Genomic DNA, 21254 nt, shown 5'->3' on the forward strand with positions numbered 1-21254 from the left:
GTACTTAGGGTATGCTGTTTATACTAATTGATAACTCCTCCACTTTATAATTGAATTATTACACCACCAATTTGCAATTGAGAATTTTTAAGTGGTTTGGCGAAGCGTACCACTTACATTGAGAGTGCATGTGGTAGCCTATGTACATTGCTAAAACAGTATTTATAATGAGTTCTTTAATTTTTGTTGCTTAGTGATATATATAGCTTGAAAAATTATAAAGATTGTAAAATACTTTTACTCAATTTCACAGGTGGTGAGAGTTTAAGTCTCCTGGAAATAAATGGTGCAGCACAACTTATAGCAGATAATTATGGCACTGAAGAAACAATACTATTTACCACAGTGATTGATGAAAGCGTGGAAAATGAGATGAGAGTAAGTATTCTTGGAATATAATAATGAGTAAATTTTAATAGGGAGGAATATATATGAAGGATGAAAAGTATAGACATTTTTATTATTTGGAAAATACTGGACAGTCAAAAGTTCTTTTAAAAAAATAATAGCCCTAACACTAAAAATGTAGTATCCTTTTAGTTGCTTAGACAGAAAGGAGAATACCAATAGTGAGTACTATCACAAAATAAATTTTAGCATATTATTGCACTATTGGCTACAAAAATTATGTGGAAATTACTTAATGAAGTTTTTATAGATTTTAAAAAATGTTTTAAGAGGCAAGCAACCTTTCAATACATATTTATTACAACAGCTTTTGATGCTTATTTACTACCTGGGGAAGAGGAATTCAATATAATAAATGGAGGTGTTGATGATGTTCTAGATATGGCAGAGAGTAGAGAGAACAGCAGTAACAAAGAAGCAATTCCATTTGTGAAGCAGTTTGCTAAAGAAATAGATAATCTGTTACTACTCAGCCATTGTAAATATCAAAAACCCTTTTATTGGCAAAAAGGGTTTTTGATATACGACGTCGAATACTAATACCAGAGAGATTAATAATATAATTCTGGTGGTGAATATTAAATGGATGAGGTAATAGTGGATAATAATAACAGTGGAATATCTGAAATTATTTTTTTATTGAAAGAAATGAATAACGGACTAACAAATCAAATCGGCAATCTCAATGTAGAAATAATTAACTTAACCCATCTAGTAAGTTCACTTAGGGAAGAGAACGTCAGATTGATTGCACGAAATATTCAGTTAGAAACCATGCAAAACAAAAATAGTAATAACAGCAGCAAACCACCATCAACAGATAATAATAAAAAAACCTTAAACAGCCGGAAAAAGACCGGCAGGTCCTCGGGAGGGCAATCTGGTCATGGTGGTAGTACTCTTTTAAAAATCGAAAATCCTGATAATATTATAGATATAAAAAAGAAATTTGTAATTGCGGATGTAATTTGTCTGATATTGAGGGTAAAATTAAAACTAGGCAGGTATTTGATTTACCGCAGATATGTGTAAATGTTACTGAGTATAGAACCCACGAAGTGGTGTGCCCAGACTGTAAACAAGTTCATAAAACCGAATTCCCTGTAACAATAAATCAGCCTGTACAGTATGGTGACAATCTCCAGGCTTTAATGGTATATCTTTCAAACTATCAACTAGTGCCGCTTGCTAGAACAACTGAAATTATTAAAACCCTTACGGGTAAAAACATTAGCCAAGGTACTGTAGTAAATGCGAATAACCGTCTTTATGATAGTCTTGAAATATTTGAAGATGCTATTAAGGATAAACTTAAAAATGCCGAAGTCATTCATGTGGATGAATCAGGACTACGTCTAAAAGGTAAAATAAATTGGGTCCATGTCGCATCCACAAGTCGTGTTACGCATTATGCTATCCATAAAAAAAGAGGCGCAATTGCTACTAATGAGATAGGGATACTTCCAGATTTTGAAGGAACCATGGTTCATGATCATTGGAAACCGTATTATACATTCACAAACTGTACCCATGCTGAATGTAACGCTCATAATATGCGGATTTTAAAAGGCATAAGTGAAAACTTTGGACATATATGGGCAGTTGACATGGGAAGCCTTTTAATTGATATAAAAAGAGAAATTGATTCTCTTAAATCTAAAGGACTAACTTCTATGGCAGAAAGCAATATCAAAGCTTATGATGAAAAGTACAAAACTATCATAGCTCAAGGCAAAATAGAGGATGCAGAAAAAAGTTCTGTTATACTATCAACGAAAACAGGAAAGCCTGTAAAAAGCGATGCCTTGAAACTTTTACGAAAGCTAGAGGAGTATGATGTGGAAACACTTTCGTTTATGTATGACTTCAACATCCCCTTCGATAATAATCTTGCGGAGAGAGATATTAGAATGGTAAAGCTCAGACAAAAGATATCTGGCTGCTTTAGAAGTGATAATGGCGGTAGCCTGTTCTGTAGAATAAGAAGCTATATTTCTACCTGCAATAAGAATGGGCAAGATATAATGGAATCACTGAAGAGTGCTATAAAAGGTGTACCATTCATACCTGAAAAACTATAGCTCTATTAAATTTTATATTAGGGAACGCCTTTCGGCTTCCTTTAATTTATAATGCCCTTTTTTAGACATGAGGTGACTACGAATATGGTTTTATATTATCACAGGCATTCCATATTAGGAATGCCTGAGTAGTAACGATAATCTATGGTTATTTCCAGAGGAAAAATGCTTTGGTGAATTAAAAAACTATTCCTCAAAATTTAACAAGCAATGGGTAGCAAGAAGAAACTGTTTCCAGTTTCTTCTATGGGGCCTGGACAGTCACCTGAAAAAAGGTAATAAAGCAGGGGTATGGCTATAATGGACTATTTGATTAAGATTTAAATAAGAATAAGTTGAGTAGGAATGTTTATTGTGAAACTTATTTTTTACATTTATTAGGTTGAAGGTGCGACCGCGTTGTAAAATATGGAAGCGTATGCGGACAGATTTTACTTGCTAATAATAAATACAAATCTAAAAAGAATATAAATAAGCGTTTACAGTGTTGATACAATAAAGAAGGATTTTGCACAGTGCGTAAAGTGTGATGTCATACAATTTATGAATTATGTGATTTAACTAAAAAAGATTGGAATAGCCCAAATATATCAGCAAGAACTGAATTTATGCGAAGGGAAGTAAAACAAAGTGATAAGAAAAACTTTAGCAGTAAATACAATCCCTTTATTTAGAATTATATGGTAAAAGTAAATTATAGTCTTGAAATATTTACGTGCGAAATATGAGTTTTAATATGATATAATCAATATGGATTAAGCAATTTGCATTTATATATCCAAAGTCAATATAGAAATAGGAGGAAAGGAACTTCTTGTCAGCAAGCTCACAATTAATGTAGGGGGCATACACATTGCGAAAACTGGAACAGTTTGTTCTTACTAAATTAATAAGTAATATTTTACAATAGCACATATATAACCATAATTGAACGAATATATTACAAAATAAGATTATAAATTGTTGATAGTATATTTAAAACCAAAGATATTTAGGGGGATGGTACTTATGAAAACATTATTTGAATTATGCAAACCAAGGCCTAGTGTATTTAGTGAAACAAAAGGAGAGGATGTATTAAATCTTTCAGACTTAGTAGAAAGTAGGATAAACCCACATGATTTTTTTGATGAAAACTTTATAACACAAGGAATGAATATTCTTTTTGAAGCTGGATTTAAAAGATTTAAAAGACAGAGTTCAACGGCAGTAATTAAGTTAACGCAAGCTATGGGTGGGGGAAAAACTCATAACATGTTAGCACTTGGTTTGCTTGCAAAGCATCCTGATTTAAGAGAGAAGATAATAGGAAATGGTTATAAGAATGATTATTTAGGAAGTGTTAAGGTTGTTGTTTTTACTGGTAGAGAGAGTGATGCTCCTTACGGGATATGGGGATCTATTGCAGAGCAATTAGGTAAGAAAGATGTCTTTAGGGACTATTATTCGCCTTTAGCTGCACCAGGCGAAAATGCTTGGATTAGATTACTTCAAGGGGAACCATTATTGATACTTTTGGATGAGTTGCCTCCTTATTTGGAGAATGCTAAATCAAAGATGATCGGGAATTCCGATTTATCAGTTGTAACAACTACAGCATTATCTAATTTGTTTTCAGCCTTAGGCAAAGAGCAACTTTCTAATGTATGTCTTGTTATATCTGATCTTAAAGCAACTTATGAATCTGGAAGTGAGTTGTTACAATCAACGTTTAAAGAACTTGAAAATGAAGTTAATCGGTCAGCATTAAATATTGAACCTGTTGGTGGTTCTTCAGATGAAGTATATCACATATTAAAAAAGAGGTTGTTTGAAGTACTACCACCGGATAATGAAATAAACACTATAGCAATAGCATATAAAGATGCAGTTGATGAAGCAAAACAGATGGGACTTACTAATGTATCAGGTGATAAGTTATATACATTAACTAAGGATTCTTACCCATTTCATCCATCAATAAAGGACTTATATGCTAGATTTAAGGAAAATCAAGGGTTTCAACAAACACGCGGATTAATTAAATTAATGAGACAAATAGTTGCGCAACTATATTCAGGTGATAAGTGCAAAGCTAAGCAGAAATATATGATTAATGTATTTGACTTTGATTTAAATGATAGAAACATGTTAACTACTATAACTCAAATTAAACAGTCACTAACTAATGCTATAACTCATGATATAGCTTCTAATGGGAAGTCTGTAGCAGAGCAGATAGATAGTGTATATGGAAAGAATGTAGTTGAAGATGTTGCAAAATTAATTCTAGTTACATCATTAGCCGATGTACCGCATGCACTGCTCGGATTATCTATATCAGAGATAATTGAAGATTTATGTGAACCTAATAAAGATATTACAGGAATCAAGAAGGCATTAGAAGAATTTGAAATGAAATCTTGGTACTTAGATCATGATAAAGAGGGTAGGGTATTCTTCAAAAACACAAAGAATATGATTGCGGAAATGTATTCACTAGTTGATTCTTATAGTAATGAACAAGCAAAGAAAGAATTGAAAAAATTTTTAAGAGAAAGATTTGAACCTTCTATAAAGGATTGTTATCAAGAGTTACAAGTATTTCCTTCTATTGACGAAATAAATCTATCTGTGGATAAGGTAACTTTAATTGTTTTTGAACCTTATAGTGGTACAGGGCTTCACCCTGAGTTAAACAAGTTTTATGATTCAACTTCATATAAGAACAGGGTAATGTTTTTATCAGGTCAAAGAGATACTATGAATAGACTTTATACAGCGGCAAAAGAACTAAAGGCTATTGATAAGATAATAGCAGATATGAAGGATGAAAAAACATCAGAATCTAATCAACAATATCAAATAGCTCTGGATACTAAGACTAAAAAGACAATGTCTGCTTTAGAAAGTGCTAGACAAACATTTGTAACTTTATACTTCCCGAATAAGAAGGGAATTTCTAGCTCAGATTTTATAATGCAATTTAAAGAGAATAAATATAATGGCGAAGAACAAATAAGATTAGTCTTAAAGGAGAAACAAAAGTTTACTGATGATATTTCAGGAGATTCTCTTGTAGGAAAATGTGAAGATAGATTATTTACAAGAAAAGAAATGATGTGGAATGAGGTTAAAGAAAGAGCTGCCACCAACACCGTTTGGCAGTGGCATCATCCAAGAGCCTTGGAAGTAATAAAAGATGAATGTATTAAGAAAGATATATGGAGAGAGCATGGTGGATATATAGAAAAAGGGCCATTTGATAAAGAGTCTACAGCTGTTCGGGTACAAAAAATAAGAAGTAATGATGAAACAGGAGAAGCTACTCTTAAAATCATACCTGTTTTTGGTGATAAGGTATATTATGAAGTTGGTTGTAATGCCACAACTGCATCCTTAGAAGTAGAAGATTTCAATAATTTCAAGACAAGGGAAATAGAACTTTCATTCATTTGTGTAGATACTACTGATGATCATCCTACAGGAGAAGCTGTAAACTGGAAAGATGATGTGAAAGTAAGATATAAATTGAGAGATGTTGCTAATGGAAAGATGCTAAAACTTGAGTCTCACCCAAATGCTACCATTAAATATACAACTGATGGTTCAAATCCTAAAGAGGATGGTGGTATTTACTATGATGAAGTAGAAATTCCTGATGATGCTACATTTATACAAATAGTAGCAGAATACAATGGACAATACTTTGAGGTAGAAACAATAAAAGTTGATAAAAAGAAGAAAATTGGTATAAATATAGATAATACAAAGCCACTAAAGTTATATAGAGGCATTAACTGCAATGATACTAATGCTACTTATTCAGATATTAAGTTATTAAAGAAGTATAATGCAAACATTAAAGACATAGCTCTTCAAATTCTAAAAGATGGCGGAAATGGATGGATTGATTTATCTATAGATAGTAGTACTGTGGTTGATTTAGAAAAATTAGAACAAACTATAGATATATTAAAGCTATCATTTATGAGTGATAGTAGAACTAATATAACCTTAGAGTATAATACTATTGAGTTTAACAAAGGGGAAGAATTCTTAGATTGGGTTAATGAGAAAGGGTTAAGTTTATCAGAATTTAATGAAAGTGAGATAATACAATAATGGCAGAAAAAAAATCAGCAATTGGCTTTGGCTTTATTCCGGAAGAGACTAGCCACCATTTTTTGGTTTCTATACCAAAGACTAAGGAGGGAGATATCACTATATATGAAAGATTTAGTTGGCAAAATGATAGTGATTTGCAAAAGATAGATGAATCAAGAGATAGAGCTAAAGCGCAAATATCAAAATATAAATGGAAGCTTATTGAGGATACTTTAAGAACTGAATTTAATAATAGATTAAAAGAGTATAATACCGCAGTTGGTAGATGGAAGCAAGGTCAGGTTCCAATAGAGAGATTATTAGGAAAAGAGATGTTGCTTTTAGTATGGGCTATAGAAGATTCAGATCCTGCCGTAATTCCAACGGCAATTAGAAATTGGTTAGGATTAACACCAGAAGAACGTTGGTGGTTGTTTACAATGACCAATGCTAGTACAGGTGGATTATATGATAAAAGAGGGTGGAGAAAAGCCATTAGATATGCTTTATCAGAAAATCCTATAGACGAAAAGAGTAAACAAGCTTCATTATTTGAAACATTGTTTGAAAATAAACTAAAAGATTAAGGAGATAATATATGTCTTATGAGAAATCATTTATAGAGGTACAGTTTCCAGTATCTAAGATATCAAAGGAAAGTTATAAAGAAAGAAAAGCAGTGCAAAGTCAAACATTGACAGGGTTAGGTAAATGGTGGGGTAGAAAACCTTTAATTCTTGTAAGGGCTTCAATTATTGGATTACTTATGCCAGTAAGTACTAATGCTAAAAAAGATAGAGAAATTTTCTTGAAAATATTATCAATGGATGAAGAAGGACTGGAATTAAGAAAAACTAAATCAATATCAATTAAAGATTTATTAAGATATTCCAATAGTAGCGATAATCAAAAATACTTTCTTGGAGAAAATGACGGGAAATTACCTGAATATAGGAAAGGGATAACAAAAGAAGAAAAAGAAGATATACAATTGAAAATTTTCAGGTTAATGTCATATGATGAAAAACTAAAATATTGTGTAAGACCAGAAGAAATAGAAAAAAAATTGGAAACCACTTGGAGTAAAATTAATAATCATTTAGGAACAAATTCTAATAGTGTTAATGGGTTGATTAATGAGTTGGGAACTAGAAGGTTTGGTCATAAACCCATAGTGGGCGATGCATTTTCAGGTGGAGGTAGCATCCCTTTTGAAGCAGCAAGAATAGGCTGTAATATATATTCATCAGATTTGAACCCATTAGCTGGATTATTAACATGGGCTGATGTTAATATTTTAAGTAAAACTAAAGATGAAATTGATAAACTAAAAGAATTTCAAGAGAGGGTCTATTCGGAAGTTTCTAAAAAGGTTGATGAGCTAGGGATAGAAACTAATGATGAAGGTGATTTTGCTAATGCTTATTTATATTGTAGTGAAACAGTTTGCCCAGAATGTGGTTACAAGGTTCCTTTATCAACTTCCTGGTACGTTAGTAAAAGTGCAAATTGTGTAATTTTATTGGTAGATAATAAAAATGATGGATTTGATCTTCAAGTTATTGAAAACGCTACAAAGGAACAAGTAAAAAAGGCTGAAGACATGATAACCATTAGTCATGGGAATATTTATTGTCCACATTGTAATATACAAACACCTATAGCTGCAATAAGAAGAGATTTAAAAGAAAAAGGCAGTGAAGTAACATATGGTTTGCGAAAATGGAATAAAGAGGAATTTATACCTAGAAAAGATGATATTTTTCAAGATAGATTATACTGTATAAGATATTCTAGACAATATATAGATATCAATGGGAAAGTGAAGATAAAGAGGTACTACACAGCACCAACTAGTTCAGATTTAATAAGAGAGGAAACTGTTATACAATTATTAAAAGAAAGGATTGTTGAATGGCAAGAAAGGGGTTATATTCCTTCATCTTTAATAGAAAGTGGAGAAAAGACAGATGAACCAATAAGAACAAGAGGCTGGGCATATTGGCATCAGTTGTTTAACCCTAGACAATTGATTTTACATGGGTTATTTGTGGAGCAGGTAATGAAGTTAGCAAATAATACATCTGAAAAAGTAATTGGAATATTAGGTGTTAATAGGATTTGCGATTGGAACTCTAAGTTGTGTAGATGGGGTGTTGGAGAGGCGCGGGAATCTATGGCTCAAACTTTTTATAATCAAGCACTTAACACTATTTTTCAACATGGTACAAAGGCTCTAAGTTTGCTTAAGAGTAACTGGATTTTAGATATTCAGGATTATAACTTTGATGTAGAGGAAGTATGCATAGAGGTAAAAGATGCTAGAAGTACTAATTTTTTTGCGGATTTATGGATTACGGACCCACCCTATGCGGATGCTGTTAATTATCATGAATTAACAGAATTCTTCCTGGCTTGGGACAAAAAAATGATTAGTGACACCTTTGAAAATTGGCCCACTGATAGTAGAAGGGTTCTAGCTGTAAGAGGGGTAGGAAAAAGTTTTAATGATAGTATGATAGAAATTTACAAAAATTTAGCTAACAGAATGAATGATAATGGGATGCAGATAGTTATGTTTACCCATTCTGATGTTAAGGTTTGGGCAGAGTTAGCAATGATTTTATGGTCTTCTGGATTACAAGTTACAGCTGCATGGAATATTGCAACAGAAACAGATGCAAGTGGATTAAAGGATGGAAACTATATAAAAGGAACTGTGATTCTGATATTAAGGAAACAAAGTTCTGATGAAACTGCTTATTTAGATGAACTATATCCAGAGATAGAAGAAGAAGTCAAATATCAAATAAATTCTATGAGAGAATTAGATGATAAGGAAGATCCTAATTTTAGTGACACAGATTATTTATTAGCAGCTTATGCAGCCTCATTAAAGATATTAACATCCTATAAAAATATAGAAGATATTGATGTAAAATATGAAATTTCAAAGTCCAGAGGTACTAATGAAGTGTCACCAATAGAAAATATAATCAACCAAGCTGTTAAAATAGCACACGATTATTTAATACCAAGTGACTTTGATTCATTCATATGGAAATCTCTTATACCAGAAGAAAGATTATACCTAAAAGGTATAGAACTTGAGAAGCACAACTTATATCAATTATCATCTTATCAACAGTTAGCACGTGGTTTTAGTGTGGGAGAGTATACAACAATGTTAGCTAGTACAAAAGCAAATACTGCAAGACTAAAAACGCCTAAAGAATTTGCCGTGAAGAACTTAAACGATAATTCTAATTTTGGTAGCTCCTTGATTAGAAATATACTAGTAGCTATTTATTTAGGGTTAAAAGAGGAAGATACTTATAAGGGGAGGAATTGGCTAAAGACAGAAGTTACTGATTACCCTAATAAGAGAAACAGTATTATGGAAATATTAAATTATTTATCTAAAGCAGAGTATATAGATAACATGGGACATTGGAAAGAATGTGCACATGAAGCATTTATACTTAAAAATCTTGTAGAAAATGACACTATGTAGGTATAATAGTAAAAATTACTTTAAAAATGAGGGTGATAAATTTGGTGATTCAAAAAGTCAAATTAGAAAATTTTACAGTTTTCAAAGACCTAGAAATTAATTTTTGTAAAGGTATTAACGTTTTTATAGGTGAAAATAGCACGGGCAAGACCCATCTATTAAAAGTTTTGTATGGGTTGGCTTCTACAGCTAAAGCATATTCTGGAGATAATGTCTATCAAACTAATGATAAAAAGTTAGCTTTAGGACACATATTTATTGCCAATTACAATTATAACAATAATATTTATAGAACATATAACTCTAAAAAACCTGAAAATGCAACACTGTTTTTAAGTGGAGGTATTTCACACAGTTTATATGATTATGTAAAAATAGATAAAGAAATTACAACACAATTTGTTTTTATTCCTGCAAAAGATATGTTATCTCATTCAAAGGGATTACTCGCTATGTCTAAAAAGTATAGTAAAGACATGCCTTTTGATAAAACATTATTAGATATAATTGAAAAAGCACAGGCGTGGAAATTAGATGAAACGCCTAGTATTGCAAAAAATATAATACCTAGAATTGAAAGTATACTAGATGGAAAAGTTATAGTAGAAAATGATATTTTCTATATACTAAAAAGAAGTGGCTTAAAATTAGAATTTTCAATGGAAGCTGAAGGACTTAGAAAGTTTGCAATGTTATGGCAATTGTTAATGAATGAAAGTATTACTAAAGACACAGTATTAATATGGGATGAACCTGAAGCTAATTTAAATCCGGAACTTATTCCTGTACTTGTTGATATTTTGCTTCAATTACAAAAAAGTGGAGTTCAAATTTTCATTGCAACTCATAGTTATAATCTAGCAAAATATTTTGAAACTAGAAATACTACTGTTGATAATCTTCGATTTTATAGCCTTTATAGAACTGAAGATGGAGTTAAATGTGATTCTGAACAGTACTTTGGAAATTTAAAAAATAACCTTATTATAAATGCTGATGAAAATCTTCTAGATGAAGTTTTTTATAAAAACATAGGGGAGTAAGCTGATGAATATCAAAAAATACTATATTGATGAAAACGAAAAATATAGATTTGAGTTTGCAGATTTTAGTGTATATGAATACCATGAATTAGCACAGGAAACAACCATATTATCAGATGTTGATTTTGTTATTGATATGGAGGATAAGTTGCTTTTAGTTGAATACAAAAATGCAGATGTTGAGGGTGTTGTTAACACTAACAGATTCCTTGAAAAAATTAAAACCCAAGAATTTTATGCAATAATAGCTAAAAAATATTATAATACATTATTTTTACACTGGGCTTGTGAAAGAAATAAAAATGAAGTACCGATAGAATATGTATTGTTAATTGAACATCCAGCTATAGATGGCAAATTCAGAAAACAATTAAGGGGAAAAATTTATAAGCAATTGCCATTTAAACTAACAACAAAACCCGAAATAAAGAAGGCGATTTTTACAAAATTTGAAGTGCTGAATTTGGAAGAGTGGCGACAAAAATTTCCTATATTCAAAGCAATAAAGATCTAATGCAAGTTATAAAAATAATATTAAATGTAAAATAACATTTTAGGAGGAAAATTTGATTTGTTAACGAAATATTCTTCAAGAAGAAATAAATTAGACAAATCCTTCCTAAACAATAAATTAAGAGGAGCTAAAGCCTATGACAGAATAGCAGGGTACTTTAGCTCTTCTATTTTAGAAGTGGCAAGTGAAGAACTTGAAAATATGGAAGGCATAGTAAGGATTATTTGTAATTCTGATTTGAACAAGGAAGATGTAATGACAGCTACTCTAGCTAAAAATGCTATGAGAAAAGAATGGTGTGAATTCAAACCAGAGGAGATACAGTTTACCTCTTCAAAAAGGTTAGAGAAGTTATATAATTTATTGAAAAATGAAAAGTTACAAGTAAGGGTTTTACCTAATGACTATTTTGGATTAATCCATGGGAAAGCTGGAGTTATCACTTTAAAGGATGGTTCAAAAACTTCCTTTATGGGAAGTGTTAATGAGACATTTTCAGCTTGGAAATTAAACTATGAATTACTATGGGAAGATGATTCAGAAGATACAATTAAGTGGGTTCAAGAAGAATTTGATGGACTTTGGAATAGTCATTTTGCAGTGCCACTTTCGGATTTTGTTATAGAGGATATAGAAAGAATATCTAAGAGAACAAAAATATCAACTGTGGAAGAGTGGAAAGAAGAGTCAGATCCAGCTTCTGTAATAGTTGAATCACCTGTATATAGAAAAGAATGTGGGTTATGGGAGCATCAAAAATACTTTGTAAATCTTGTTTTTGATGCTCACAAGAAATCCTATGGAGCTAGATATATATTAGCTGACATGGTTGGATTAGGTAAGACAATACAGCTAGCAGCATCTGCACAATTAATGGCTTTGCATGGTGATAAACCAATATTAATAATTGTTCCTAAAACGCTTATGTGGCAATGGCAAGAAGAAATGAGTACCTTATTAGATATGCCATCGGCAGTTTGGAATGGTAAAGAATGGATTGATGAAAATGGATTAAAGTATCCATCAGATGGTTCTAAGTCCATAAAAAAGTGTCCTAGAAAAGTTGGTATTATGTCCCAGGGGTTAATAACAGCGAACTCAGAATGTATAGAACACCTATTAGGGATGGAATTTGAATGTATCATTGTAGATGAATGTCATAGGGCTAGAAGAAGGAATTTAGGAGAAGGAAAGGAAAATGAGAAACCTAAACCTAATAATGTATTAGATTTCCTACTTAAAATATCATACAATACTAAAAGTATGCTCTTAGCTACAGCCACACCAGTTCAAATGTACCCTATAGAGGGTTGGGATTTACTTAACATATTGTCACAGAAGACAGCAAATGTTTTAGGGGATAGGTTTAGTAAATGGAGAACTAATTCTAAAAAGGCATTAGACCTAGTTATGGGAAGATCTGAACTGGAAGGATTAAGCTTGGAAAATTGGGAGTGGCTCAGAAATCCATTTCCACCTAAGGAAGAGGATATGATGACTTTTGGAAGAATAAGAAGAAAATTAAATATGTGTGATGAAGATTTTGTTATTAATCCGGATTCATTGAAAATTTTAAGAGGAACTCCAGAAGAAAGAAAGATAGGTCGTATTATTGCAGGTGGATTTATAGAAAAACATAATCCTTTTATAAGACATATTGTTAGACGAACAAGAGAGTTCTTAGAGAATGAAATAGACCCAGAAACTAATGAGTCTTATTTAAAAAAAGTAGAAGTAAAATTATTTGGTGAAAAGGATAAAGAATCTATTTCATTACCTCTTTATCTTCAAGAAGCATATGGATATGCTGAAAAATTCTCTAAACTGCTATCTCAAAGAGTAAAAGGTGGTGGTTTTATAAAGACACTACTTCTAAAGCGAGTTGGAAGTACAATGATTGCGGGTGAATCTACCGCTAGGAAGATGTTGCAGTGGGGAGTCGTGGCGGATGATGAAGAGGATGATGATGATGATGACAGTGACAATTCAAATGATGCTATGGGAGATGGAATAAAAGATTTAACAGATGAAGAAAGAGAATGCCTTGAAAAGTTCATAATAACAATACAAATAAATAAAGAAAAAGATCCTAAATACCAGTTAGTGTACAACTTATTGGTTAACGAAAATTGGAAAGAAAAAGGTTGTATTGTATTTTCTCAATATTATGATTCGGCGTACTGGGTAGCAGAAAGTTTATCTAAAGATATTAAAGGTGAAACTATAGGAATATATGCTGGTGGAGAAAAATCAGGAATGCTTATTGATGGAGTATATACTAAGAAAACAAAAGAAGAAATTAAAGCAATGGTTAAAAGATATGAAATTAAAATATTATTAGGAACAGATGCAGCATCAGAAGGACTAAACCTACAAACACTGGGTACATTAATAAATCTCGATTTACCTTGGAATCCAACAAGATTAGAGCAAAGAAAAGGACGAATACAAAGAATAGGACAAATAAACGAGAAGGTGTTTATTTACAATATGAGGTATAAGGACTCCGTAGAGGATAAAGTTCATGCTATGTTATCTGAGAGATTAGAAAATATTCATGATATGTTTGGACAAATACCAGATGTACTAGAATCTGTATGGATTCAAGTAGCACTCGACGATATAGAAAAAGCAAATAGAATCATCGATGAGGTGCCAAAGAGTCATCCTTTTAAGCTCAGATATGAAAAGGGTGTAGGTAAAGTTGACTGGGAAAGCTGTACTAAGATATTGGATAATAAAGAAAAGAAAAAATATTTGATGCAGTCTTGGTAAATAAAGTAGTAGCAAGAAGAAACTGTTTCCAGTTTCTTCTATGGGGTCTGGATAGTCTCCTAAAAAAAGGGAATGTGCAGCTAGGCGAAGATGAGACATCTTATGAGGATTTAGTAGACGTGAAGTTGTGGACTAATAAAAAAACAAAAAAACGGCGACGCCAGTGAGGGATACTGCGGAAATATATAAATATATTTCGGTAGTTTTTCGCTGTAAAGATTTGTTAGAGAGCTTAAAAGAAAAACTAAACCCTTTGTTATTCTTTTAGGAATTTCAGGCACTGGAAAGAGTAAAATAGTAGAACTGTTTGCGCAGGCAGTTGCCACTAATAGGGATAATCAAAGATTTCAATTAGTACCTGTTAGACCAGATTGGTCAGATGCAAGGGAGCTATTAGGCTACAGAAATATTGAAAATAAGTTTGTGCCAGGTATTATTATTGATGCTGCCTATGAAGCCATGAAGAATATTGATAAGCCCTATTTTCTATGCCTTGATGAAATGAATTTAGCGAGCGTGGAGTATTATTTCAGTGATATTTTATAATCTATGGAAACAAGAAATATAAATGATGATGATGAAATTGTTACTCAAAAATTATTAAGTAAAGCTCAATTTGGAAAAGATGAAAGAGCCTATGGTGAGTCAAAATCACTTACTATTATTATAGAAGGTAAAGAATGTGTGGATGACATTTATCAATACCTTTGTTTTAAGGAATATACTAATTATGAAATAGCAATTGAAAGAAAAAATAAAAGCGCCATAGAGTTTTATCATGAAAATCCTAATATAAGAAATAAAGTAACACCCACAGGCAGAGGTGGCAATATCTTAAGTGGAATAATTAATTTCACTTAAAAAGGCATAACTTCAACATTAGTATATGAAAACCCAAGAAAAAGAGAAACCTTTAAGGTGTGCTATAACGCATTTAAATCAAGTAACTCAAATTCTAAAAATGAAGGTAGTAAAACAATAACGCAAAAGCCTGATAATATGTTATCTATAGATAAACTTGTTAGTGATAAGGCTTATGAGTTTGTATTTGATGCAAAGTATAAAATAGATACAACAACGCAGTATCAGAAAAGTTATGGCGGTATTGGAGCTAAGGAAGAGGGTATAAACACTATGCACAGGTATAGAGATGCCATAGTATATAAAAACAATAAAACAGGGGACTATGATAATTGTGTACAGTCAAAGAGACGGTTTGTAGGTGATGCTGGTATAACTTATTATGGTAAGGTAATAGATATCAAAATTGTGAAAAGAAATACTATAAAAGAAATACCTAGTGATTCGCAAGAGGACTATTATGTTTTTAAAATTGATGAATGGAGGAAGCTTCACAGGAAAATTGAAGTAAAAGGATATCAGGTGGTAAGGGTGATTTATACTACGGAATATTTACGGAATTTTGCATTAAAGCTAAAGAGGAATACAGATTATGGCAAGAGCTTAAGAGGATAAGTTCATTTACTGAAACAGAAATTGGGGGAACTATTGACAAGGATAGTAGAATTAAGGGGTTCTCTATAGGGGGAATGATGATATCTATAAAAGATGAGAAAATTAAAGTAGAGTATGATGGGAATTCCTATGATTTTAGGGTGGTGGAATTTAATAGAAGGCCTAGGGAGGTAATGGGGAGGATATTTAATATTGGGAGGGGTATACCCAATTAAGTAATATAAGGTTCGGAGTATCAACATAGAAATATAAGAACAAATACTAGTTTTTAAAATCAGTAGTTGATCCATATATACTTTTATGATAAGATCGGATTAATTATTTAAAGACAAGGAGAATAGTATGGATAACTATATATTTCTAACGGATGAAGGATACACATACCAACCTAATTCTGAAACAGATATGGCAGATGTAGAAAATTTACAGGTTATAGGGGTTTCTAATGGAGAAAATGAAAAAGAGGCGTTTTATAACTTAATGAGTCAAAACAGGGATTTAATGAAAACATCATTTGATAAGATTTTCTGTTATAAGCTATCTACAAATTATAAGGATTCCTATTCAAAATTTAGCATAAAAGATGATTATGATATTAAAATATATGAGCATAAAGAAACTAATAGATTAATAAATAAAATAAAAGAAGATATGGATTTAGATATAAATGAAATCCATAGGGTGTTAAATGCAATTTTCAATATGGTAAATAGTAAATTTTCTATAGCTGAAGACAGAGCTGAAGTATGAAAAATTCACTTAATTTTATAGAATTTTTTCGCAAAGCCTACTTTAACCAACACATGTAGCACTTGTTATGATATAATAAAGAATTGCACATAAATCCATAATACATATAGATACTATTTAAGTTAATAAATGCAATATATTTCATGATTATGGAATATTAATTTCCAACAACAAACCTTAAATGGAATTATATTAAAGGGAGTCAACGCGTAAAATTTGTATATTTTAGAGTGTTTGCGAAAAAGTTTTTATCTGAAAACCATATAGCCGTTGAATTTACTACATTTCAAAATTCATGCTTCAGCTCTGAGCTGAAGATATTATTATTAATGAGCGCCATTGTAATTATTATTTATATGTTAATAACTACTATGAGCTATCTTGTAGGTTAAGTGATGATGAAGGGTTATTGGAAAATAAAGGTTATTGCGACAATTTAAATAAGTTTTTATCAAAAGAACACAGTGAAATAGAACTAATGGAGAGGTTTAAAAAGGAAGGATGGTTTATTGAAAGTAGATTTGCTATATGTTTAGATGATGTAATCACTGTAGCAAGTGATATGTAGATATCAAATTAAGATTGGAACATAATAAAAAACAGAGTTGCTAGAAATAATGATATAGAGATATAGTGGGCTTCAAGTATACCGCTAGAGTAACTGTGACTTGGAGAATAACGGTAAATTATTTAGTGGGATTTTAGTTTTTATGTTAATAGAATGATTTAGAGGTATTAATGGATCTGGATTACTTATTGTTTTAATACTGTTTTAAATTCCATTAGATTTACTAATACGGAACTTACTGTGAGTTTTTTTATGGATTCCTTTGATGGGTGTAAGGAATTGAGGTATAATAATATTAGGTACATCAGTTTATGAAAATAGTATATAAGAAGGAAATTTTATACATTTTTGCAATTAATATTGGAGGTGAGGTCATGAAGATAAAATCACTATACGTGAATAAATATAAGGCATTGAAAGAATTTAGAATAAATTTCAATGAGGATGTAAGTGTCATTATTGGTGAAAATGGTACAGGTAAAACCTCAATACTTGAATTGATTTATAATACATTTATTGAAAATGAAACCTTTTTTAAGGATGAAGATGGGTTTTCTAAATCTATAATAAAAATGAGGCTTACAGATGATGAAATAAAAGAACTTAATGATTTGAAACAGGACAATAAACGGAATAAAATATTTAGTCTTGAGGTTAATAAAGGCTTGGATAACGAATTTAAGTTTATTGGTCTACCAAATTTTAAAACATTAAATAACAAAAGAATTCATTCTTCATTAGTATACTCAAAAGCAGAAGTAAATTACAAAAAACAAAAAATTGAGGCTCCAATAAAACCTAATGATCTTAAAGAGTTTGCTACAATAATTTCAGAAGATGAAAACAATAAATTGAATTTGAAGCAGTATATTATAAATGAGCATTATAAAGACTTAGAGGATTTGAGCATTGGAAATAAACCATTTAGAATTGATAGATTTAGAAAATTATATAACTCTTTCTTTAAAGAAAAAAAATTTATTGGAGTGAAAGATTTTGAACCTGTTTTTAGGGTTGAGGCTACTGGTGAAGTACATTCAGCGGATCAACTAAGTGCAGGTGAAAAACAAATATTTTTCAGGGGCGGAGCTTTATTACAATTAAATCTTCAGAACTCAATTATCTTAATTGATGAACCTGAGTTGAGCTTGCACCCAGAATGGCAACAAAATATACTAGACTTCTACAGAAATATTGGTAACAATAATCAAATAATAATTGCAACACATTCACCACATATTGTATCCTCTTGTAAAAAGGAAGAGATTAGAGTTTTAATTAAGGAAGAAGGAATAGTAAAGGTTGAAGAAAATATCGAAGAAACATATGGGTGGACAGTAGAGCAGCTATTATTATCGGTATTTCAACTAGATAGTGTTAGAAACCCTGAAGTACAGAATAGGTTAGATAGATTTAAAGAGTTATACATTAATAACTCTAACCTTAATGAAAAAGAGAAGACAGAAATGAATTCATTAAAAAGAGAATTAGAAAAGTATCTTGATCCTGAAGATCCATCTTTGTCTTTAGTAAATCTTGATAAAAATTCGAATAAATTAGAGGCCCTGATTAATCAACAAAAGTCTAATAAAAACAATAATGTTCTAGAAATGTAGAAGATTTTAGAATAATGATAAAAATAAAACAGTACTGCACTTGGGGGGAACCTAGTGTAGTACTGTTTTAATTTAATTTATTATTAAAGAGGATTGATATTTAAATTATTGACTATTTTAGAGAGTTTATTCAATGCAGTGTTTATATTTTTCTTTATATCTTCCCCAAAAAATTAGCCCCTGGTACATAAGGTACATTTAAATTATGACCTCTGCTATTTAGTAGTTGTGCTTTTATAATTGCAAGATCTGTATGCACACCTAGAGTACAAGCTATTTGAGAATAAGTAAAGTCCTGCGCAACTAGCTCTAAAAATTTATCATCGGGCATAAGAAACTCTGCAGCAAAGTAGTTTGCTTGTATTTCAATTGTAGATGGTTTTAAGGATATACAGGTTTCATCCTGATACATAGTAATGCCAAGGCCTCTATGAAAACGGTCATGACCAATCTCGTGAGCACAAATAATGCCAGCGCTTATTTCATCTATATTATTATTTATAACAATATATTTATTCCTTAGTACATAAGTATAAAACCCTTTTAAATGGTGGAGCTTTTCATATTTCAAATCAATTCCAAGATATTCGGCTATTTTAAAAGGGTTATTGGTTTCATAAGTTTTTACTAGATTATTAGCACATTTAGAAATCATTGAACAATTCATTCGCACACTCCCCACAGGTGTTTAGTAGAAAAAGTTATTTGTCTTTTTTCTTCCTACCGTATTTCTCCTTATTTTTCTTTTTTGCATCGAAATAAAGTTCTGAAATTATTCTGAAAACCTCATCTTTATCATCCTCTATGAGTTCTCCGCCAGCGAACAGCGTTTCTACACTCTTTAGTACTCCCTGTGCTTGCGTGTGGCCTATAGCACCATATTTTTCACCAGAATCTTGCAAAAACGAACCATCGCTGCCAAGAAGATAGTCAATAGAAACCTTGAATACTTCCGCAAATTTTGCAATGACTTCCTGTTTTCTAGGGAATCTTTCATTGGCTTCATAGTATCCTAAAACTCTATCGGAAACTCCAATTAACTTACCAAGTTCAGCTTGGGTCAAACCTGCACTGTATCTAAGTTGTTTAATTCTATCGCCAAATAACATAAGATTCGCCTCCATTTTCTAATTTTATCATAGCAAATTGTTCCATTTGTGTCAATATGTCGAAAATATTATTCAAAAAAACTTTTTGTTCGATTTACATTGAACAATTCATTCGATATAATTAACATATATAGTAAATATATACAATAAATCTATAGAGAGGGAGCGAGAAAATTATGAAAAATATGGTGTTTGTTAGGCAACGAGAACTTAAAGGTATGTCTCAAGTAAAGCTTGCAAGTCAGCTTGGTATTTGTAAGGACTATGTGAATATGATTGAAAATAACAGAAGAATGCCAGGATTTAGCCTTGCTAAAAGAATTGCAGATTTATTTGGAATTACAGTGGATCAGTTATTTTTTTGTTCTAATAGTGAACAAAATTTACAATAAAGGAGGAAGATCATGCATATTAACATTGATATTAATATAAAAGCTTCAGAGGACATAACAAACTCTCTGTTAACTCTTGCTGCAGTTCTTCATAATGCAGTTCCTATTTTTAATGTAAATCCAAAAGCAATAGAGCTTAAGGATGAGCGACCTATGAAAAATCAAGAAGTACTAGTACCAAATGAAAAGGTAGAAACATCACAACCAGAAGTTAAAGAAGTAACTCTACAGGAAGTTAGGGGAACCCTTGCAAGGCTTTCAAAAAATGGTAATCAGGAAGAAGTTAAAGCACTTATAAAAAGATTTGGTGCTACAAAGCTCACAGAGATTCCAAAAGAAAGGTATGGTGAACTTTTGAGTAAAGCAAATTCTATTAATTAGAGGAGGGTGTATTCATGAAAGTAATTACTGGAAAAGTGAGATTTAGTTATGCAAATGTGTGGGAACCAAAGAGTATTAATGGTAGTGAGCCTAAATATTCCGTTTGTATCATAATTTCCAAAACAGATGTGGAAACACTAAGAAAAGTAAATGCAGCAATTGCTCTTGCTAAAAAGGAGGGCCTATCAAAATTTGGGGCGGGCATACCTTATAACTTTAAAACTCCTCTTCATGATGGTGATGTGGATAGATTTGATGACAAGGCCTATGCAGGCAGCTATTTTATTAACGCAAATAGCAATATAAAGCCTGGAATAGTTAACAAAAGTCTGCGAGCTATAGTAGATCAAAGTGAATTTTATAGTGGGTGTTATGGAAGAGCCAGCATTGTATTTTATGTGTATAGTTCAGAGGAAAATAAAGGCATAGCCTGTGGACTACAAAACCTTCAAAAGCTAGAAGAAGGAGAAATGCTTAGTAGTCATAGTAGCGCAGAAGAAGATTTTGCTGGGCAGGACGAGGACTTTTTAAATTAAGGAGC

22 protein-coding genes are annotated in these 21254 nt (G+C 31.5%); 20 read left to right on the top strand and 2 right to left on the bottom strand.

What is annotated here, in order from left to right:
- Nucleotides 1-207 precede the first annotated feature (207 nt).
- From G9F71_RS10315 to G9F71_RS10395, 17 genes are all read left to right on the top strand, one after another.
- A complete protein-coding gene (locus tag G9F71_RS10315) occupies nucleotides 208-399 on the top strand; it encodes a hypothetical protein (RefSeq protein WP_164948363.1) in 192 nt (63 codons plus the stop codon).
- 228 nt (nucleotides 400-627) lie between these two features.
- Nucleotides 628-948 (top strand): hypothetical protein, encoded by a 321-nt coding sequence (locus G9F71_RS10320; protein WP_164948362.1) that lies wholly within the window; start codon nucleotides 628-630, stop codon nucleotides 946-948.
- A 42-nt stretch (nucleotides 949-990) separates the two neighbouring features.
- Entirely contained in the window at nucleotides 991-1440 is a 450-nt protein-coding gene (locus tag G9F71_RS10325) for a DUF6444 domain-containing protein (RefSeq protein ID WP_164948361.1), read from the top strand.
- Nucleotides 1377-2489: an IS66 family transposase gene (gene tnpC / locus G9F71_RS10330; RefSeq protein WP_164948360.1), complete on the top strand. Its 1113-nt coding sequence runs from the start codon at nucleotides 1377-1379 to the stop codon at nucleotides 2487-2489. Before G9F71_RS10325 ends, tnpC begins: the two co-directional genes overlap by 64 nt.
- Nucleotides 2490-3497: 1008 nt before the next feature.
- A complete protein-coding gene (locus G9F71_RS10335) occupies nucleotides 3498-6593 on the top strand; it encodes a DUF499 domain-containing protein (protein ID WP_164948359.1) in 3096 nt (1031 codons plus the stop codon).
- Nucleotides 6593-7162 (top strand): DUF3780 domain-containing protein, encoded by a 570-nt coding sequence (locus G9F71_RS10340; protein ID WP_164948358.1) that lies wholly within the window; start codon nucleotides 6593-6595, stop codon nucleotides 7160-7162. Before G9F71_RS10335 ends, G9F71_RS10340 begins: the two co-directional genes overlap by 1 nt.
- A gap of 11 nt (nucleotides 7163-7173) precedes the next feature.
- Complete coding sequence (locus tag G9F71_RS10345) at nucleotides 7174-10089, top strand: anti-phage-associated DUF1156 domain-containing protein (RefSeq protein ID WP_164948357.1); 2916 nt, start codon at nucleotides 7174-7176, stop codon at nucleotides 10087-10089.
- A 26-nt stretch (nucleotides 10090-10115) separates the two neighbouring features.
- Nucleotides 10116-11132 (top strand): AAA family ATPase, encoded by a 1017-nt coding sequence (locus G9F71_RS10350; RefSeq protein ID WP_224626308.1) that lies wholly within the window; start codon nucleotides 10116-10118, stop codon nucleotides 11130-11132.
- 4 nt (nucleotides 11133-11136) lie between these two features.
- Nucleotides 11137-11646, top strand: coding sequence for a hypothetical protein (locus G9F71_RS10355; protein WP_224626312.1), 510 nt, complete (start codon nucleotides 11137-11139; stop codon nucleotides 11644-11646).
- A 57-nt stretch (nucleotides 11647-11703) separates the two neighbouring features.
- Entirely contained in the window at nucleotides 11704-14421 is a 2718-nt protein-coding gene (locus G9F71_RS10360; protein WP_164948355.1) for a phospholipase D-like domain-containing anti-phage protein, read from the top strand.
- A gap of 258 nt (nucleotides 14422-14679) precedes the next feature.
- Entirely contained in the window at nucleotides 14680-14967 is a 288-nt protein-coding gene (locus tag G9F71_RS10365) for an AAA family ATPase (protein ID WP_202017908.1), read from the top strand.
- 3 nt (nucleotides 14968-14970) lie between these two features.
- Nucleotides 14971-15282 carry a hypothetical protein gene (locus G9F71_RS10370; protein WP_202017897.1) on the top strand — a complete coding sequence of 104 codons (312 nt, stop codon included), beginning with the start codon at nucleotides 14971-14973 and terminating at the stop codon, nucleotides 15280-15282.
- Between the two features lie 6 nt (nucleotides 15283-15288).
- On the top strand, nucleotides 15289-15897 hold the full coding sequence (locus G9F71_RS10375; protein ID WP_164948457.1) for a nuclease domain-containing protein: 609 nt from the start codon (nucleotides 15289-15291) through the stop codon (nucleotides 15895-15897).
- A 74-nt stretch (nucleotides 15898-15971) separates the two neighbouring features.
- Nucleotides 15972-16112, top strand: a complete 141-nt coding sequence (locus G9F71_RS10380; RefSeq protein WP_164948354.1) for a hypothetical protein — start codon at nucleotides 15972-15974, stop codon at nucleotides 16110-16112.
- A 127-nt stretch (nucleotides 16113-16239) separates the two neighbouring features.
- Nucleotides 16240-16647, top strand: a complete 408-nt coding sequence (locus tag G9F71_RS10385) for a hypothetical protein (protein WP_187353440.1) — start codon at nucleotides 16240-16242, stop codon at nucleotides 16645-16647.
- Nucleotides 16648-17056: 409 nt separating this feature from the next.
- The gene (locus G9F71_RS10390) at nucleotides 17057-17215 is read left to right on the top strand and encodes a hypothetical protein (RefSeq protein ID WP_164948353.1); all 159 of its coding nucleotides are present in this window, start codon (nucleotides 17057-17059) and stop codon (nucleotides 17213-17215) included.
- 374 nt (nucleotides 17216-17589) lie between these two features.
- The gene (locus G9F71_RS10395) at nucleotides 17590-18831 is read left to right on the top strand and encodes an AAA family ATPase (RefSeq protein WP_164948352.1); all 1242 of its coding nucleotides are present in this window, start codon (nucleotides 17590-17592) and stop codon (nucleotides 18829-18831) included.
- A gap of 154 nt (nucleotides 18832-18985) precedes the next feature.
- On the opposite strand, the gene G9F71_RS10400 is transcribed toward G9F71_RS10395, so the two are convergent.
- The gene (locus G9F71_RS10400) at nucleotides 18986-19498 is read right to left on the bottom strand and encodes an ImmA/IrrE family metallo-endopeptidase (protein WP_164948351.1); all 513 of its coding nucleotides are present in this window, start codon (nucleotides 19496-19498) and stop codon (nucleotides 18986-18988) included.
- Between the two features lie 34 nt (nucleotides 19499-19532).
- Complete coding sequence (locus tag G9F71_RS10405; RefSeq protein WP_164948350.1) at nucleotides 19533-19940, bottom strand: helix-turn-helix domain-containing protein; 408 nt, start codon at nucleotides 19938-19940, stop codon at nucleotides 19533-19535.
- A gap of 176 nt (nucleotides 19941-20116) precedes the next feature.
- Here G9F71_RS10405 and G9F71_RS10410 point away from each other — a divergent pair, with 176 nt between their 5' ends.
- The 3 genes from G9F71_RS10410 to G9F71_RS10420 are packed head-to-tail and all read left to right on the top strand — an operon-like array spanning nucleotide 20117 to nucleotide 21249.
- Nucleotides 20117-20332, top strand: a complete 216-nt coding sequence (locus G9F71_RS10410) for a helix-turn-helix transcriptional regulator (RefSeq protein ID WP_164947136.1) — start codon at nucleotides 20117-20119, stop codon at nucleotides 20330-20332.
- 12 nt (nucleotides 20333-20344) lie between these two features.
- Entirely contained in the window at nucleotides 20345-20713 is a 369-nt protein-coding gene (locus G9F71_RS10415) for an rRNA biogenesis protein rrp5 (protein ID WP_164948349.1), read from the top strand.
- A 14-nt stretch (nucleotides 20714-20727) separates the two neighbouring features.
- On the top strand, nucleotides 20728-21249 hold the full coding sequence (locus G9F71_RS10420; RefSeq protein WP_164948348.1) for a DUF2815 family protein: 522 nt from the start codon (nucleotides 20728-20730) through the stop codon (nucleotides 21247-21249).
- Nucleotides 21250-21254: the final 5 nt, after the last annotated feature.

It is taken from the genome of Clostridium sp. FP2 (assembly GCF_011065955.2).
Lineage (GTDB): Bacteria > Bacillota > Clostridia > Clostridiales > Clostridiaceae > Clostridium_AD > Clostridium_AD tagluense.